The sequence below is a fragment of the Methylobacterium sp. Leaf112 genome (genome assembly GCF_001423295.1).
Lineage (GTDB): Bacteria > Pseudomonadota > Alphaproteobacteria > Rhizobiales > Beijerinckiaceae > Methylobacterium.
The window spans coordinates 157,960-174,756 of sequence record NZ_LMNG01000031.1 but is presented as its reverse complement, the minus strand read 5'-3'; the positions used below and the strand labels follow the sequence as shown (position 1 = coordinate 174,756).

Sequence of the window (16,797 nt, the reverse complement as noted above, 5' to 3'; positions counted from 1 at the left end):
CAAATGTCAGCGGGGCATGAACGCCCAGTAGTCGAGGTCGAGGATGACCGACGGATCGTAGCCTTCACCGGCCTTGTCCGGGTGTGCGCCGCACGGCTGGTTCTTCGTCGCCACCGTGCGTAGGCGCAGGAGGCCGACATCGGACCGGCCCGGCAGTTCGGCCGTCTCCAGCACCTCGCTCCAGGCGTAGACCGTGTCTCCGGCGAACAGCGGAGCGACGTGGCGTCCGGCATTGATGCCCGCGAGCGCGAAGGCGTTGCCCAGGCCGTTGAAGCTGAGCGCACGGGCCAGCGAGATGACCACCCCGCCATAGATGAGCCGGCGGCCGAAGCGGGTGTCCTTCGCCGCGTACCCGTCGAAATGTACCTTGGCTGTGTTCTGGTAGAGGCGCGTGGCGATCTGGTGCTCGGCCTCCTCCACGGTCATGCCGTCGACGTGGTCGATCTTCTCACCCACCACGTAGTCGCCGAAGCGGTGCGGCGAGCCGGCGAGTTCGAGGTCGTAGGCGCCGACATCGAGGGGCGGCAGGGCGCCGGCGAGGTCGGCCGGGTTCACCACCTTGGCGAAGGTCGGCACGTGCTCCTGCTCGATCTTCGCCTCGGGGTCGCGCTTCTTCACGAGCACCCAGCGGCAATAGCTCAGCACGGTCTCGCCGTTGGCGTCCGATCCGGTGGAGCGGACGTAGACGACTCCCGTCTGGCGGTTGGAGCTCTCCTTGAGACCGATCACCTCCGAGACCGTCGAGAGGGTCTCGCCCGGATAGACCGGCCGGCGGAAGCCACCCTCGGCGTAGCCGAGGTTCGCCAGCGCGTTGAGCGAGATGTCCGGGACGGTCTTGCCGAACACCACGTGGAAGGTGAGCAGGTCGTCCAGCGGGCTCTGGGGATAGCCCAGCGCTTTGGCAAAGGCGTCGGACGCCTGCACGGCGAAACGCGGTCCATAGAGCGCCGTGTACAGGGCCACGTCGCCGGTGGTGACCGTGCGGGGGGTGGCATGGCGGATGGTCTCGCCGAGGCGATAATCCTCGAAGAAGCGGCCGGGATTGGTCTTCATGGGCGCGAATCGTCCTCGCATCGGGGTTCGCGGGAGGGCGCTCAGGTTGGCGCGCGCGCCTCCGTGAGGCATCGGAGATCCGGGCTGTCCCACGGCGGCTCACCGACACGAGACGGCCCGGTAGATGGAGCGCTCAGCGCACGTAGACCGTGGGCTGCACCGGCACGAATTCGTGGAGCAGGCGGCTTGCGAACAGAAGCAGCAGCACCAGCACGATGGGCGACAGGTCGACGCCGCCGAGGTTCGGCAGGATGTTGCGGATCGGCCGCAGCACCGGCTCGGTGAGCCGGTAGAGCACTTCGCCGATCTGGGAGACGATGGGATTGCGGACGTTCACGACGTTGAACGCCACCAGCCAGCTCAGGACGGCGCTGGCGATGAGCACGTAGATGTAGAGCTGGACGACGGTGTCGAAGAGCCAGATGAAGGCATTCATGCGCGGGATCGATGTCCTCGTGGTCCAGCGCCTCGGGCACGGGTCACGCGCACGCAAAGCAGCAGGATTTCCGGAATTGACAGGCCGGCGTGCGCACGCCTAAAAGGCCCGCACCCCGGAACGGGGCTGTAGCTCAGATGGGAGAGCGCCGCAATCGCACTGCGGAGGTCAGCGGTTCGATCCCGCTCAGCTCCACCACCACTTCCCGCTTGGAATTGGTGTGTGAGGTCAAGAGTTTATCAGGTCCATCGCCCTGAGTGGGTCCCGACGGGACCAGGGTGGTATCCGGACCAGATCCCCAACAATCCTGTGATGGTCGCCGCTCACGCGTGCTCCGTTTCACCCTCCCTCGCCAGGGGCAGGGTGATCTCGAACCGGGCGCCGCCGAGGCTCGACACGCCACCGGCCGCCGCGAGTTCGAGGGTGCCGCCCTGGGCGCGCAGGACCGCCTGGACGATACCCAGGCCCATGCCGGTGCCGCCCTCCACGCGGCGGGTGGTGAAGAACGGCTCGAGCACTCGCGCCCGATCCCGCTCGGCGATGCCCGTGCCGTCGTCGACGACATGGACGTGCAGATGCCCGGCCGTGGCCCTGGCGGTGATCTGCAGCACAGCCGCACCGTGACGAGTGGCGTTGTCGGCCAGATGCCCGAACACGATGCCGGCCTTCTCGTCGGACAGGCCCAGAGTCCACGCGTCGGCATTCTCGGTTCGAACATCGAGATCGGGAAACCTGAGGCGAAGGTCCGACACGATTGCGGCGAGCGACGCGATGCCGACGGCCCCCGGACGCTCCGCGCGGGCGAGTTCGCGCAGCCGCCCCAGCAGGGCGGATAGCCGCGCCGTGTCGGCGACGATGTTGTCGAGGAAGCGCCTCCGCTCCGCCGCGCTCATGGCTGCGCCGGGCTCGAGGCCATCGTCCCGCAGGAGTTCGGCCGCTCCCCGGATCGCCGTTAGCGGCGTCTTCAATTCGTGGGAGACGTGGCTCGCGAAGGTCGCGACGTAGTCGGATCGCTCCCGCAACTGCAAGGCCATGGCGTCGAGACTGAGTCCGAGGAGCGCGATCTCCCGCGTCCCGAACCGCGCATCGGGGTCCGGGTCGACGGGCGCGCCCTGACCGAGCGCGACGGCGCGGGCCACCAGCGCGTGGATCGGCCGGGCGATGGCGCGGGTGAAGACGAGAGCGATGCCGAGGGTGGCCACCAGCACCACGAGCACGGCCGTCGCGACCTTGCCCCCCTCTCCGTAGAGCTGGCGCATGACGTTGTTCGGCGTCCGCGAGGCGTAGACGGCTCCGGCGACGCGGCCATCCACGAGGATCGGCAGCGCAGTGAATACCCGCACGCTGGTGCCGCGGCTGAGGGAGTAGAGCGGCGGCACGGCGTGCTTCGAGACGCGGGCGCGCAACACGGCTCGGAAGCGGCCCCGCAGGGCATCGGCGACTTCCTCGACCCCGGCGAGGGAGCGGCCGACTTCATCGCCGCCCGCGATGATCGTCCCGTCCCGGTCGACGATCCGGAAGCCCGCGAGGGTTGTCGCCTTCACCCGCGCCAGCACGGGGGCGAGCCGCTCGCCGAGGGCCAGGGCGGTGGGACTCGCGGCCTTCGCGGCCTCCTGGGCGTCGGGCCGCCTGTCGAGGCTGTGGTCGACGGTGAGGTCGAGGGCCGGCTCGATGATCGGGAGCGATGCGTCCGGTGCCGCGGCGCCGAGCAGATCGGCCCGGGCCGGATCGGTTTCGAGGTCACGGGCGACGAAGGCGGCCACAACGGCGCTCTGGGCGATCAATTCGCCCTCGGTCTGGCGTACCAGTTGGTTCTCGTAGAGGCGCACGAAAGATAGGCCGAGGAGCGGCAGCGCCGCGACGGTCGCCAGCATCGTCAGGACGACGAGGCCGAGGGTCGGCCGCCATTTCCGGGAGCCACGGCGTGCGCTCACGACGGGGGCCTGCACGGGCCGAGCCGGAAACCGACGCCGTGTACGGTCTCGACGGCGTCGGAGCATCCGGCGACGGCGAGCTTCGCCCGGATGTTGCGGACGTGGCTGTCGATGGTCCGATCCGAGACGTGGACGCGTCCGCCATGGGCCGCGTCCATGAGCTGATCGCGGGTGAGGACGATGCCGGGCCGGACCGCGAGACCCCGCAGGATCGCGAATTCCACCGCCGTCAGTTGCACGGCCGCTCCGGCGAAAGCGGCGGCGCGGCGCGGCGGGTCCAGCACGAGGCCGCCCTGCCGTAGGACGTCCGGCTCCGTTGCCGCGATCGGGCGCTGCTCCATCCGGCGCAGGATGATCCCGACCCGGGCCACGAGTTCGCGCGGGCTGAAGGGCTTGGTGACGTAATCGTCGCCCCCGATCTCGAGGCCGAGCACCCGGTCGATCTCTTCGTCCCGGGATGACAGGAACAGGATCGGGACCTCCGAGGTCCGGCGGACGCGCCGGCACACTTCGAGGCCGTCGATCCCAGGCAGCCCGACATCGAGGACGACGAGGCGGGGCGCGTCCTCGGCGATCCGGGCGAGGGCCTCCTCCCCGTCGCCCGCGACCCGCGTCACGTGCCCCGCCTTGCCGAGGGCGAAGCAGATCACCTCGCGGATGTGGGGGTCGTCGTCGACGACGAGAATACTGGGGGTCATCGCCTCGCTCATTTCAGCCGGGTCGCTTCGGTCGCGTATCACGGCGTGCCGGCGCCCCCGGGGGTGGGGGCGTACCGGTGCCCCTGTAGATAGCCCAGAAGGCGTCCGTCGCGGAACGTCCAGGCGCGCCAATCCGCCATCCGGCCGATCTGTGCCGCTGCGAGTTCGTTGCGCCAGGCGACTACACCGTTCTGCCGCGTTGTCTCATCCACGAGCCAGCGGTCGACGGCCGGGATCGCCTGGGGACCGAGGCTCAAGGCGTAGTACGCGTCGAACGGCGTTCCCGCCCGTCGGCTGTGAGCGAGGTTGTAGTCGGCGACGAACCCGACGACGTTGACGAAGGCGCAGGCGTAGAGGGTCGCGGCCAGGATCAGGCCATTGGCGGCGATCAGCCAGGTGTTCGTGCGACGCAGGGCGATGCGGGCGAGGATGAGGATCAGCCCGGCCCCGACCAGCCCCATCCACACGAAGGCGGCGGCGCGCGGCAGGGTGAGCGAGTAGGTCGCGACGTAAAGGTCGAGGCGCAGGAGCGCCGAGACCACGAGCAGCACGTTCTGTCCGATCCAGAGATAGACCAGGCCGCGGATCGTGCGGGACCCCTCGCCGGGACCGCCCGGACGGAGGGCCACGAGGACGAAGCCGGCGGCGAGCAGCGCCGTGAGAATCAGCGGGTAGGCCCCGCGATGGGCATAGGACGCGTAGGTGATGCCGGACGGTAGGGCGACGCCGCCCCAGAGGTAGGCGAGGTCGAGGCCGCTCTGGAGGGCAAACAGCAGGTTGAACAGGATCAGGCTGCGCAGGACGAGGGACGCGTCGATCCACCGGTTCAGACCCGTCGCAACCGTCGGGGGCAAAGCCGGGACGAAATTTCCAGGCCCCTGTCCACGAGCCATGACGCGGCGGGCGGTGACGAAGGCCCACGCCACCGAGAGCAGGATACCCCAGGCAAGCAGGCGCAGCGTATCGAGGTCGGCGGCGGGGATCGACCATTCCAGGTCCGCCAGCCACGCGTCGATGATCGGGTTGGCCGAGGCGAACAGGCTCGCGAAGAGGCAGCAGAGCAGCAGCGGCACGAGCCAGCCCAACAGCGAGGCCTGGAGGCGCTCCGTCAGGCGCCGCAGCGGGATCCGCTGCGAAATCGTGGCGAGATCCGGAATGAGGCGGAACGGCCCGACCACGAGGAGATTCCCGACCGTCAGCCCTGTGGATCGGACGCCCTGGCTGAATGCGCCTCGTATCCCCGCAGCGAACAGCGCCGTTCCGAAGATGCCGGACGTGACCGACAGGAGCCCGACACCCTCGACGAGAGGCAGCATCCCGGCAAGCAGGATCAGGATGGCGCCGCACCGGTCGCGCAGCGGGGCGCGCAAAGGATTGGCAACCGCCACGGCGAGGCCGAGGAGTCCGAGAAAGAGCGCGACGGAGATGCCGAGGTTGCGCTCATAGAGCAGCTGGTCGCCGACGATTGCGACGAGGGCGGCGAGGAGGAGCTTCGGGGCCGGATGCGCCACGGCGGGGGGGGCATCGGCCCAGAGGATGTCGGGGACGGACGAGGTGGGCGAGCGTATCTCAGCCATGGGCAGGATTCCCGGTGGGAGCCGCCGCGGGGCTGGCGCACCCACGACAGAGCCGCCGCGCCAGCCCCGGCGATCCGGAAGACCGGGCCGCCGGGATCGGACCCGTTCGTGCTCATCTGCGCAAGCTGAACCGGTACGGTGCAGCCCCGAGGGGCAGCCTGTGCAGCCGATCAGGAATCGCGTGCAGAATCTCTGCAGATCGTGCCCGGCCCGCTGGCGCGACGACACACTCTCGCAAGCGCCGTAGGCCTCCGTCAGATCTTCCGGCGCAGACGTGTCGCGAAAAAGCCGTCGAGGCCCCCCCGCTGCTCGGGGGTGGTGCCATCGAGGTGCGAGGGCAGCGTGCGCAGGTCGCCCTGGGCGTCGATGGGCTCGGACAAGCCGCCGAGTTCTTCAGGGGTGACAGGCACGCGCTCGAACTCGTCGGTGCGCTTGAGGAAATCCCGTACCTGGCGCTCACCCTCCTCCGGCTCCAGGGAGCAGGTGCAGTAGACGATCCGGCCGCCGGGCTTCACCAGCATCGCGGCCCGGTCGAACAGGCGGCGCTGCAGGGCGGCAAGGCGCAGGATGTCGTTGCCGGCCTTGGTCCAAGCCACGTCCGGGTGCCGGCGCAGGGTGCCGGTCGCCGAACACGGCGCGTCGAGCAGCACGGCGTCGAACCCACCCGGCTCGTCCACTTCGAGGGCGTTGCCGACGCGAATCTCCGCCTCCAAGCCAAGGCGCCCGAGGTTTTCGCGCAGGCGTTCCAGGCGGGGGACGGACCGGTCGACGGCGACCACGTCCGCACCGGCTGCGCCGAGCTGCGCGGTCTTGCCCCCCGGCGCGGCGCAGAGATCCGCCACCCGCTCGCCGGATTTCACGGCGAGGAGCCGAGCGGGAATCGCCGCCGCGGCATCCTGCACCCACCACGCGCCCTCGGCGTAGCCGGGCAGGTCGGCGACGGGGGAGCGGATATCATGCAGGCGCACGCTGCCCGTCGGCAGCACGACGCCGCCGAGGCGGTCCGCCCATTCGGCCGCCGCGCCTTTCACGGTGATGTCGAGGGACGCGCCCGCCAGATGGGCGGCGGCGATGGCCCGCGCCGTGTCCTCGCCGTAGGCGTCCCGCCAACGGCCGGCGAGCCAGGCCGGCGTGTTCTGCGCCAGGGGATCGCTCATCTCGGCCTGGATCTCGGCCCGCTCGCGCACGATCCGGCGCAGGACCGCGTTCACGAGGCCGGACAGGTGCAGGAGTTGCGGGTCGCCCTTGGCGATGCGGACGCCGAGATCGACGGCGGCGTGGTCCGGCACGTTGAGGTCGAGGATCTGGGCCGCCCCCGTCGCCAGCAGGGCAACGAGGCGCGGCTGGTCCTCCGGCAGGCCCTGCGACAGACGCGCGGCGAGGATCGTCCGCAGGAAGCCGAGGCGACGGAAGGTGGCGGTGGCGATGGCCCGGGCCAGGGCCGTGTCGGCGGCGTCGAGTTCGGCGTGGCGCCCGGCCTGGGCCAGGGCGTCTTCGAGGGCGAAGGCGTGGGTGTTCGCCAGGAGATCGGCCACGGCGCCGTGGGCGACTTGCCGGGCGGCGAGGCCCGCGACGGTGCGATCGATGGCCGTCGTCGGCCCCTCCGCATTGCGGCGTATCGCCATGAGTCCCACTTTCCCAACACGGTGCCCGGCCCGGCCGGGTATCTTCGAGACAGCCCTTTCACCCCTCACCGCCGAGATGCAAGTCGTGATGCCAGTTTTGCCGATGCAGGGAGAGCCGGAAACCCCGAATCCGGCGCCGCGCCCGCCCCTCTCCCCCGCCGCTCGCCGGGCCCTGGCCGAGGCCGAAGCGCGTCGGAAGGACATCGACGCGCGAGCCGCCGAGATCGCCGTCGCGCGCGAGCGCCAGGGCCGCGGCGGTCTGGAGCCGGTTCGCTACGACGATTGGGAGATCAAGGGCATCGCGGTCGACTTCTAAGCGATCCGGAAGGCCGGATCAGCGAACCACGTAGACCGGCGTACCGACGGAAACGCGGCTGTAGAGATCGACCACGTCCTGATTGTACATGCGGATGCAGCCATACGAGGCGTAGGAGCCGATGGAGTTCGGCCGGTTGGTGCCGTGGATGGCGTACTCCCCGCCCGAGAGGGTCAGGGCCGCCGAACCCATGGGGTTGTGGGGCGAGCCGCCGGCGATGACGTCGGGCAGGCGCGGGTTGTCGCGCTTGACCTCGCGGGGCGGCGACCAGGCCGGCTCCACGTACTTGCCGTCGATTTGGCGCGCGCCGGTCCATTGCTTGCCCGGCTTGCCCACGGCCACGGGGTAGCGGATCGCCGTCCCGTCGCCGTTGACGAGGTAGAGCCGGCGCTCGGCCGTGCGGACCACGACGGTGCCGGGACTCATGCCTTCGTCGAACGCCACGACTTCCCGTGCCGCGGCCGGCATCGCCGCGAGCGCACCGGCCACGGCCAGCACCCCGAATACAACCTTTTCGAATCCGATCATGAATCTCGTCCCCGTCAGCTTGACTTTGCTGACGACGACAATCGACGGCCAAGGTTGCCGTTCCGCTTAACGCCTGCCAGCGCTGGGGGATAACTGCGAAGGACTTGCCGTCACGGTAAAGGATCGTTCCTGCCGTTTCGACGCGAAGCAACGGGCTCTCGCAAGGTTCGATCAACCTTGACGAATTCAGCGCTCGATAAGATCCGCCGCCGTCGCGATCCGATCCTGCCAGCCGTGGCGGACGAGTTCGGGATCGGCATGCTCTTCGACGGGGAACCCGACGCACAAGTAGGCGACGAGGTGCCAGGCGCAGGGCACGTCGAGGACCGTACACACGGTTTCGGGTTCCAGGATCGACACCCATCCCACCCCGAGGCCGTGGGCGCGAGCGGCGAGCCAGAACGTCTGCACGGCGCTCACCACCGAGTAGCGCAGCATCTCGGGCATGGTGGCCCGGCCGAGGCCGTGGCCTGTCTCGGTTCCCTCGTCGCAGAATACCGCGAGGTGCACCGGCGCTTCGGTGAGCCCGGCGAGTTTGAGGCGGATATAGGCGTCGCGCCGCTCGGCGGCGTAGTCCGTCGCCGCCGCCGCATTGCAGCGCTCGAAGCTCGCCGTAACGGCTCCGCGCCGGGCCGGGTCCGCCACCCGGACGAACCGCCAGGGCTGACTGTTGCCAACCGACGGGCTCAGGGCCGCGAGATCGAGGCAGCGGCGCAGGACGGCGTCGTCCACCGGATCGGTTCGGAAGCGGCGCACGTCGCGGCGCCACGCGAACAGGTCCGCGAGGGTCTGACGGAAATCGGCATCGAACTGGACCACGACCGATCGTCCCACGGCGGAGTGCGTGGGTCCGTCATAGACCGGGCAACCGGAGGACGGGCGAAAAAAAGGCCGCGCTCCGGAGAGGCGGCCTGAAGTCCTTGGGTCTCGAAACCTCTGGAGTGTCGATTCGCGGAGGTCGGGCGGTACCCGAGCGCTGGGGAGCGTAAGTTTCGGGTACCGCGTCGACCGGCGGATGCGACGAGGTTCGGCAACAGGTCTGCCCTTCCAACGCGGCATGGGCAGGGCATCTTCGCGGCGGAATGGTGGTGGTGCGCCGGCGCACCGTACTGCGGCAAGTTCGGCATGGCATCGGGCGTGACGTCGGGTCCCGTCCGCTCTGCCGGTTTACCCGGACCCCGATGATGGTGCCGCGACTCTTGCGGGAGCACGGACGCAGGACCATCATCGGGGTTTGGGCCAGCCGGAAACAGGAGCGACGATGAGCGAGAGGACAAGCGCCGAACCCAGATCGTCCGAGCCTGCGGCCCGGGTCGTCCCTTTTCCCTCGGCGCCCGTCCCTCCTCAGATCGCGTTCGACCGGGCGGAGTTGCGCGTGCTGTTCAATCTCTACGGCCGCATGGTGTCGGCGGGCGAGTGGCGCGACTACGCCCTCGACTTCCGGCGCGACAAGGCGGTGTTCTCGATCTACCGGCGCAGCTCCGAGATGCCCCTCTATCGGGTCGAGAAGGACCCCAAGCTCGCCCGGCGCCAGGGCGCCTACGCGGTGTTGTCGGCGTCCGGGCTGGTTTTGAAGCGCGGCCAGGACCTCGCCCGCGTGCTCGCCGTGCTGGAACCGCCCCTGCGCGCCGTATAGGGGGCTGGAGGCCCGCAACAAAAAGGCCCCGGCGGTTACCCGCCGGGGCCTTCCTTATGCTCGATCCACTCGACTTAGCGGCGGTCGCCGAGCAACGAGAGCAGCATCTGGAACATGTTGATGAAGTCCAGGTACAGGGTCAGGGCGCCGTTGACGGACATCTTGGCTGCACCCTCGGCGTCGAGGCCGCTGTAAAGGAACATCTCCTTGAGCTTCTGCGTGTCGTAGGCGGTGAGGCCTGCGAAGATCAGCACGCCGAGCACCGAGATCGCGAACTGCAGGGCCGACGAGGCCATGAAGATGTTGACCACCGACGCGATGATCAGGCCGATGAGGCCCATGATCAGGAACGAGCCCATGCCCGACAGGCTACGCTTCGTCGTGTAGCCGTAGAGGCTGAGTCCGCCGAAGGTGGCCGCCGTGATGAAGAAAACCCGCACCACGCTGGCGCCCGTGAAGACGAGAAGCAGCGACGACATGGACGCCCCCATCACCGCCGCGAAGGCGAAGAAGGTCATGCGGGCGGAGGCCGCCGACATGCGGTCCATACGCATGGAGAAAATGAAGATGAAGGCGAGGGGCGCCAGCATGATCACCCACTTGAGCGGGCTCGTGTAGAGAAGCTGACCGAACGGGGTCAGGGCTACGCGGCCCGTCGCCGTCTGCGCGACGGCGGCCATGTTGAGGCCGAGCGCCACGAGACCGGAGATCCCGAGGCCGATGACCATGTTGTTGTAGACGCCGAGCATGAAGGTACGCAGGCCCTGGTCGATGTCGACCTGGGTGCCGGTATACCCTGTCGGCTGGGCGCCGACCCGAAAGGGGCTGTTGTCGAATGCCATGGGAGTTTCCTTTGGAAGCTCTCTCAGCGTGTGATTTCAAGAAGGAGGCTCACGCACGGGACCTCTGGCACCATGAGTGCCTCGGACACAAATATGTTCCGTCCTCCCGCTTCGCACAAGAGGCCGGCTGAGCTTCACCCGTGGGAATCTCGACCCCCGGGGGGCTGATTTTATTTGCGTTTTTCGGGATTAAAACCAAGCTCGTCAGAACTGGCGTAGATAGGGCGCCGGCTTCTGCCCGAGGATGCGCCAGGTGCCGGCAAGCCCGAGCACGACGGCGAACACCACGGCGAGTGCGGCCGCGACGAGCGCGCCCGTAAGGTCGAGGGTGAATTCGAGCTTCATCACTCGGGTGACGATGACCCAACCGGCGAGCGTACCGGCCAGCAGCCCGAACACCGCCGTGGCGAAACCGAGCGCTCCGTATTCCAGAGTGTAGGCGGCGAGCAGGCGCCCGCGGGTGGCACCGAGGGTCTTCAGGACGACGGCGTCGTAGAGCCGGGCGCGGTGGCCGGCCGCGAGGGCGCCGGCGAGGACGAACAGGCTCGCCACCACGGCAATGCCGCTGGCGCCGCGAATGGCGAGCACGAGCTTGCCCACGACATCGTTGACCGCCTCCAGGGCCTCCTTGACCCGGATGCTGGTCACCGACGGGTAGGCGCGCGCGACATCGCGCAGGATGATTGCCTCGGCCTTCATGTCCGGACCACCCGCCAGGGTGAGGGTGGCGAGGTCCGAGTGCGGCGCGCCCCGGAAGGTGCCGGGCGAGAACACCATGACGAAGTTGATGCCGAGGGACCGCCACTCGACCTTGCGCAGGTTCGCGACCTTGGCCGTCAGGGTCCGGCCCAACACGTTGACCGTGACGGTGCCGCCGACGGCGAGGTTGAGGCTGCGGGCGAGTTCGGCGTCGAAAGAGACCAGCGGCGTGCGGGCATCCTCGGCATTCCACCAGGTTCCGGCGACGAGGCGGGAGCCTTCCGGGATATCCTCCGCGTAGGTGATGCCCCGGTCGCCGTCGAGAACCCAGGCGGCGTCCTCCGGCGGCTTGATCGATGCGGCGGGGACGCCGTCGATGGCGGTGATGCGCCCGCGCATCATCGGCACGCGCTCGATCTTGGCCCCCGGTGCCTGGGTTCCGAGGAAGGCGTGGAAACCCTCCGAATCGGCCGCTGGAATGTCGAGGAAGAACAGGTTCGGGGCCCGCGCCGGCAAAGAGTTGCTGAGGGTGTTGCGGACATTGGCGTCGATGAGGCTCAGGGTGACGAGCAGCGTCACTCCGAGTCCGAGGGACAGGACGATAGCGGGCGTGAGCGCGCCGGGCCGGTGCAGGTTGGCGAGCGCCATCCGGGGCGCGGCCGAGCGCGGGCGCGGCAAACGCCGGGCCAGCGCCATCAGACCGAAGGCGACGATGCGCAGGAGGCCGAACGCGATGGCGGCCGCGGCGATGAAGATGAGGGCGAGGCGCCGGTCGAAGGCCGTGGCGAGTGCCAGCCCGACGAGTCCCGCGAGGGCCGCAGCGAGGATCAGCTTGTAACGCCGGCGTGTCTTCACCGAGCCGGGATCGACCACGTCGCGGAACAGCCCGGAGACCGGGATATCGTGGGCGCGACCCAGGGGCAGGATCGCGAAGGTGAGTGCGGTCAGCAGACCATAGGCGGCCGCGAGCACGAGTTCGCCCGGCGCCAAAGTGGGGTTGAGGGGCAGTGGCAAGGACGTGTGGAACAGGGCATCGATGACGAAGGGCAGACCCGCGCCGAGGCCGAGGCCGATGGCTGTGCCGAGGCCGGCGATGAGCATCACCTGGGTCAGGTACAGGGCGACCACCTGCCCGCCCGGCGCACCGACGCTCTTGAGGGTGGCGATGGAACCGCGCTTGCGCTCGACGAAGGCCGCCACCGCGTTGGCGACACCGACACCGCCGACGATGAGGGCGGTGAGACCCACCAGGGTGAGGAACTGGGTGAAGCGCTCGATGCTCTTGGCGAAACGCGGATCGGCGTTGGACCGCGCCCGCATCTCCCAGCCGGCCTCGGGCGCGGCGGCCGCGATGTCGGCGGCCCGGCGCTCGATGTCGGCATCGCTCGCGTCCGGCAACTGAAGGCGGTAGCTCCACCGGTTGAGGCTGCCAGGCTGGATCAGGCCCGTGGCATCGAGGGCCGCGCGGGAGACCAGCATCCGGGGGCCGAAGCCGATACCGTTGGCGATGCGGTCCGGCTCGGAAACCAGGGTCGCACGGAGCACGATGGGCGTTCCCGCCACGGTGATACGGTCGCCGATCTTGAGGTCGAGGCGGGTGAGCAGCACCGGATCGACCACGGCGCCGTAGGCCCCCTCCCCCTGGGCCACCAGGCTGGCCAGGGGAGCGACTGGATCTGTGACGAGTTCCCCAGTGGCCGGGTAGTCGTCGTCGACGGCCTTGAGTTCAACCAGCGCCGCGCCCTTGTCGCCGGCGAGCGCCATGGCCCGCAGCGTCGTCACCACGCTGACGCGGCCCTGCGCTGTCAACGCGTCGCGCTCGGCCGGCGTCGCCTCGCGGTTGATCAAGCTGTAGGTCAGATCCCCGCCGAGGATCCGCGCGCCCTCGCGCCCGAGCCCGTCCGTGAGAGACCGGGCGATGGAGGCGACGCCCGCGATGGCGGCGACACCGAGCGCGATACAGGCGAGGAACACGGCAAAGCCCGCGAGACCGCCGCGCAATTCGCGCAGTGCGAGCCGCAGGGTCAGAGGAAAGGCCAAGCCGGAATTGCGCTTCGCGGGCTGCGCGGGGACGAGGGTTCCGTGCATGGTCAGGCCGCCAGGGCCGCTTCGACCCGGCCAGAGCGCAGGCTCACGGTCCGGTCGCACAGTCGGGCCAGGCCCGGATCGTGGGTGACGAGGACCAGGGTGGCGCCCCGGTCGCGCTTCAGGGCGAACAGCAGGTCGACGATCTGGCGGCCGGTCGCCTCGTCGAGGTTGCCCGTGGGTTCGTCGGCGACGAGGATCGCGGGGTCCGGCGCGATGGCGCGGGCAATGGCGACGCGCTGCTGCTCGCCGCCCGAGAGCTGCGCCGGGTAATGGTGAAGCCGGTGGCCAAGGCCGACCGCCTCGAGTTCGGCCTTGGCGCGTGCATGGGCGTCCGGCTTGTCGGCCAGTTCGAGGGGCAGGGCCACGTTCTCCAGGGCCGTCATGGTGGGAACGAGGTGGAAGGCCTGGAACACGATGCCGATGCGCCGGCCGCGAAACCGCGCCAGGGCGTCCTCGTCGAGCCGTCCGAGATCGGTGCCCTCCACCACGATGGAGCCGGAATCCGGCCGTTCGAGGCCCGCCATCACCATGAGAAGGGTCGACTTGCCGGAACCCGAGGGACCGACGAGGCCCACCGCCTCGCCCTTTGCGACATCGAGGGAGATGCCGCGCAGGACATGGACGCGCGCCGCGCCGCGTCCGAGGCTGAGATCGAGGTCAGCCAGTGAAATGGCATGGGCGATGGCGTGCGGGTCGCGGACGGGGTCGGCCTTGCCGGACATCGATGGGAAACCGATCTGTAGGGAGTTGGGGTCGAAAGCGTCAGGGTCGAGGTTCAGCCGGAATGCGTCGGTGCTCATTGTCACGTACCACCGAAATGGCTCCCGGAGCCGAGCGGTCACGTTTCGCCGATATGGTCCGTTGGGTCGCGCGGCGCCACATCCGCCCTCTGCAGGTCGTCCTGATGACACTCTTTGCCGCACTCGGACTGGCTGGAGCCCCGGCACGGACCGCCCCGGCCGAGCGGCCCGTCACTCTCGTGGCGTTCGGCGACAGTCTCACGGCAGGCTACCGGCTGCCCGGCTCGGCCGCGTTTCCCGCCGTGCTGGAGCGGGCGTTGCAGGCCAAGGGCCGCGCCGTCACCGTCGCCAATGCAGGGGTCTCCGGCGACACCACCACAGGCGGTCTCGATCGCCTCGACTGGTCCGTGCCCGACGGAACTGATGGGGTGATCCTGGAGCTCGGCGCCAACGACATGCTGCGCGGCACCGACCCGGCCGTGACCCGCAAGGCCCTGGAGACCATCATCACGCGGCTGAGGGCGCGCAACATTCCGGTGATGCTCGCGGGCATGCGGGCCTCGCCGAATCTCGGGCCGGACTACGTCGCGCGCTTCGACGCGATCTATCCGGACCTCGCCCGGGATCACGGTCTCGTCCTTTACCCGTTCTTCCTTGCCGGCATCGCCGGCGACAAGGCCTACAACCTTGAGGACAAGCTCCACCCCAACGCGAAGGGTGTCGAGACCATCGTCACCGGCATCCTGCCGAGCGTCGAGACCTTTCTCGACCGGGTACAGGCCGCGGGCCGCTGATGCCGCGGCTGTTCACCGGTCTGGAAATCCCGGCCGACATCGCCGAAACGCTGGCCCTGCGGCGCGCCGCCCTGCCGGGCTCACGCTGGATCGAGCCGGGCGACTATCACATCACCCTTCGGTTCCTTGGCGACGTGGACGAGACCGTGGCGGAAGCCTTCCACGATGGCCTCGTCGAAGCCCGGGCGCGCCCGCCCCTCGATCTCGTCCTCGATGGGCTCGGGGTGTTCGGGGGCGCGAAACCCCGTTCGATCCTGGCGAATGTCGCAGCGAATCCGGACCTTGCTGAACTTCAGGCCGAGCATGAACGAATCGCCCGGGATGCGGATGCAGCGCCCGACACCCGGCGGTTTACGCCACACGTGACATTGGCTCGCCTCAACCGGCAGGCGGATGCGTTCGCGGTGGCGCAGTATCTGACGGAAACGGGCGGTTTCCCGCCCCTTCGCTTCACCGTGAAGCGGGTGGCTCTGTTCTCGGCCCGCGCCTCCAAGGGCGGCGGACCCTACCTCGTTGAGGCGGCCTACCCCCTCGACGGATGATCGTCCGGCCGGTCAGGCCGGGCGGGGTGTCGCCAGCACCTTATCGATGCGTCGGCCATCCATGTCGACCACTTCGAATCGCCAGCCATGGGCTTCGAAATGATCGCCGGCCGACGGAATGCGCCCGAGCTGGAAGATCACGAAGCCCGCCAGGGTGGCGAAATCCTCTGTGTCCGGGTGTTCGGCGAAGGCAAGCCGCTCGAAAGCCTGCCCTGCCGGCATCATCCCGTCGATGAGGAGCGAGCCGTCCTCGCGCTCGACCACCGCCGGCTCGTCGCCGATCTCCGGGATGTCGCCCGCGATGGCCTCCAGGAGGTCGGTCTGCGTGACGATGCCCTCCAGGCTGCCGTACTCGTCCACCACGATGGCCATGCGGACGGGCTGGGCCTGGAAGATCTCCAGGACCGCCAGGATCGACAGGCTCTCGTGCACCACGATGGGCGGCTGGGTCGCGGCCAGAACGTCGATGGCGTTCCCATCGAGAACCTGATTGAGGAGGTCCTGCTTGCGCACCACACCGACGATCTCGTCGACCTGCGTTCGGCTGACCACGATCTGGGCGTGGTCGCACTCGCGCACGGCCTTCAGGATCGCCTCGCGGTCGTCGTCGGCATCGACCCATTCGACCTCGTGACGGGGGGTGATGATGTCCCGCACCTTGCGCTCGCCGATGGAGAAGATGCGCTCCACCGCCTCCTGCTGCGCCTCGCGGATGAGGCCCGCCTCCTGGCTCGCCTGGATCAGGAGGTTCAGTTCCGCCGTCGAATGCAGCGACCCCTCGCCATGCCCGGCCTTGAGGCCGCACAGGCGCACGACGCCGTTGCCGAGCCCGTTGAGGAACAGGATCGCCGGACGGAAGATGAACAGGAACAGGCTGAGGGGCCGCACCACGGCCAGCGCCGTGCGCTCGCTGCGCTGAAGGGCGAGGCTCTTCGGAGCGAGTTCGCCGAGAACGATGTGCAGCGCGGTGATGATGACGAACGAGATCGCGACCGCGATGGTGTGGGCGGCCACCGCGCTTACGGAGTCCGGCAGCCAGAACAGAGCGGGTTCGATGAGGTGGGCCAACGCCGGCTCGCCGACCCAGCCGAGCGCCAGGGACGAGATGGTGATGCCGAGCTGCGTCGCGGCCAGATGCGCATCGAGCTGATCGGTGGCGCGCTGCAGGGCGGTGGCGTTGGTCCGGCGCTCGGTGACCAGTTCAGTCACCCTGCTCCTGCGGACGGAAACGAGGGCGAACTCGGCGGCCACGAAGAACCCGTTGGCCAGCACGAGGACGAGGACGGCAA

16 protein-coding genes and 1 tRNA gene are annotated in these 16,797 nt (G+C 69.2%); 5 read left to right on the top strand and 12 right to left on the bottom strand.

What is annotated here, in order from left to right; all coding sequences use genetic code 11:
• Positions 1 to 6 precede the first annotated feature (6 nt).
• Positions 7 to 1,053, bottom strand: coding sequence for a MaoC family dehydratase (locus ASF52_RS16685; RefSeq protein WP_056174404.1), 1,047 nt, complete (start codon positions 1,051 to 1,053; stop codon positions 7 to 9).
• A 133-nt stretch (positions 1,054 to 1,186) separates the two neighbouring features.
• A complete protein-coding gene (locus ASF52_RS16680) occupies positions 1,187 to 1,489 on the bottom strand; it encodes a YggT family protein (protein ID WP_056174402.1) in 303 nt (100 codons plus the stop codon).
• A gap of 122 nt (positions 1,490 to 1,611) precedes the next feature.
• Between ASF52_RS16680 and ASF52_RS16675 the strand changes: the two genes are divergently transcribed.
• A tRNA-Ala gene (locus ASF52_RS16675) sits at positions 1,612 to 1,687 on the top strand.
• A 125-nt stretch (positions 1,688 to 1,812) separates the two neighbouring features.
• On the opposite strand, the gene ASF52_RS16670 is transcribed toward ASF52_RS16675, so the two are convergent.
• The 4 genes from ASF52_RS16670 to ASF52_RS16655 form a co-directional block, all read right to left on the bottom strand.
• Positions 1,813 to 3,423, bottom strand: a complete 1,611-nt coding sequence (locus tag ASF52_RS16670; RefSeq protein WP_244473840.1) for a sensor histidine kinase — start codon at positions 3,421 to 3,423, stop codon at positions 1,813 to 1,815.
• Positions 3,420 to 4,121: a response regulator transcription factor gene (locus ASF52_RS16665; protein WP_056174982.1), complete on the bottom strand. Its 702-nt coding sequence runs from the start codon at positions 4,119 to 4,121 to the stop codon at positions 3,420 to 3,422. The genes ASF52_RS16670 and ASF52_RS16665 overlap by 4 nt, the downstream gene beginning before the upstream one ends.
• Before the next feature lie 38 nt (positions 4,122 to 4,159).
• On the bottom strand, positions 4,160 to 5,698 hold the full coding sequence (locus ASF52_RS16660) for a DUF4153 domain-containing protein (RefSeq protein ID WP_056174399.1): 1,539 nt from the start codon (positions 5,696 to 5,698) through the stop codon (positions 4,160 to 4,162).
• A 254-nt stretch (positions 5,699 to 5,952) separates the two neighbouring features.
• Entirely contained in the window at positions 5,953 to 7,323 is a 1,371-nt protein-coding gene (locus ASF52_RS16655; RefSeq protein ID WP_056174398.1) for an RsmB/NOP family class I SAM-dependent RNA methyltransferase, read from the bottom strand.
• 88 nt (positions 7,324 to 7,411) lie between these two features.
• Between ASF52_RS16655 and ASF52_RS16650 the strand changes: the two genes are divergently transcribed.
• Positions 7,412 to 7,639 (top strand): DUF1674 domain-containing protein, encoded by a 228-nt coding sequence (locus ASF52_RS16650; RefSeq protein WP_244473839.1) that lies wholly within the window; start codon positions 7,412 to 7,414, stop codon positions 7,637 to 7,639.
• 18 nt (positions 7,640 to 7,657) lie between these two features.
• Here the strand turns inward: ASF52_RS16650 and ASF52_RS16645 are convergent, their stop codons facing one another.
• Entirely contained in the window at positions 7,658 to 8,107 is a 450-nt protein-coding gene (locus ASF52_RS16645; RefSeq protein ID WP_443136696.1) for a L,D-transpeptidase, read from the bottom strand.
• Positions 8,108 to 8,353: 246 nt separating this feature from the next.
• Positions 8,354 to 8,986, bottom strand: coding sequence for a 5,6-dimethylbenzimidazole synthase (gene bluB, locus ASF52_RS16640; RefSeq protein WP_244473125.1), 633 nt, complete (start codon positions 8,984 to 8,986; stop codon positions 8,354 to 8,356).
• Positions 8,987 to 9,428: 442 nt separating this feature from the next.
• On the opposite strand from bluB, the gene ASF52_RS16635 reads away from it, so the two are divergent.
• A complete protein-coding gene (locus ASF52_RS16635; RefSeq protein ID WP_056174393.1) occupies positions 9,429 to 9,803 on the top strand; it encodes a DUF2794 domain-containing protein in 375 nt (124 codons plus the stop codon).
• Positions 9,804 to 9,877: 74 nt separating this feature from the next.
• Here the strand turns inward: ASF52_RS16635 and ASF52_RS16630 are convergent, their stop codons facing one another.
• From ASF52_RS16630 to ASF52_RS16620, 3 genes are all read right to left on the bottom strand, one after another.
• Positions 9,878 to 10,645 (bottom strand): Bax inhibitor-1/YccA family protein, encoded by a 768-nt coding sequence (locus tag ASF52_RS16630; protein WP_056174391.1) that lies wholly within the window; start codon positions 10,643 to 10,645, stop codon positions 9,878 to 9,880.
• Between the two features lie 204 nt (positions 10,646 to 10,849).
• Positions 10,850 to 13,432, bottom strand: coding sequence for an ABC transporter permease (locus ASF52_RS16625; RefSeq protein WP_056174389.1), 2,583 nt, complete (start codon positions 13,430 to 13,432; stop codon positions 10,850 to 10,852).
• A gap of 2 nt (positions 13,433 to 13,434) precedes the next feature.
• Positions 13,435 to 14,154: an ABC transporter ATP-binding protein gene (locus ASF52_RS16620; protein WP_056174979.1), complete on the bottom strand. Its 720-nt coding sequence runs from the start codon at positions 14,152 to 14,154 to the stop codon at positions 13,435 to 13,437.
• A 182-nt stretch (positions 14,155 to 14,336) separates the two neighbouring features.
• Between ASF52_RS16620 and ASF52_RS16615 the strand changes: the two genes are divergently transcribed.
• On the top strand, positions 14,337 to 14,966 hold the full coding sequence (locus ASF52_RS16615; protein ID WP_056174975.1) for an arylesterase: 630 nt from the start codon (positions 14,337 to 14,339) through the stop codon (positions 14,964 to 14,966).
• The gene (gene thpR, locus ASF52_RS16610) at positions 14,966 to 15,508 is read left to right on the top strand and encodes an RNA 2',3'-cyclic phosphodiesterase (RefSeq protein WP_056174387.1); all 543 of its coding nucleotides are present in this window, start codon (positions 14,966 to 14,968) and stop codon (positions 15,506 to 15,508) included. The genes ASF52_RS16615 and thpR overlap by 1 nt, the downstream gene beginning before the upstream one ends.
• A 12-nt stretch (positions 15,509 to 15,520) precedes the next feature.
• On the opposite strand, the gene ASF52_RS16605 is transcribed toward thpR, so the two are convergent.
• Positions 15,521 to 16,780 carry a hemolysin family protein gene (locus ASF52_RS16605; protein ID WP_056174972.1) on the bottom strand — a complete coding sequence of 420 codons (1,260 nt, stop codon included), beginning with the start codon at positions 16,778 to 16,780 and terminating at the stop codon, positions 15,521 to 15,523.
• Positions 16,781 to 16,797 lie beyond the last annotated feature (17 nt).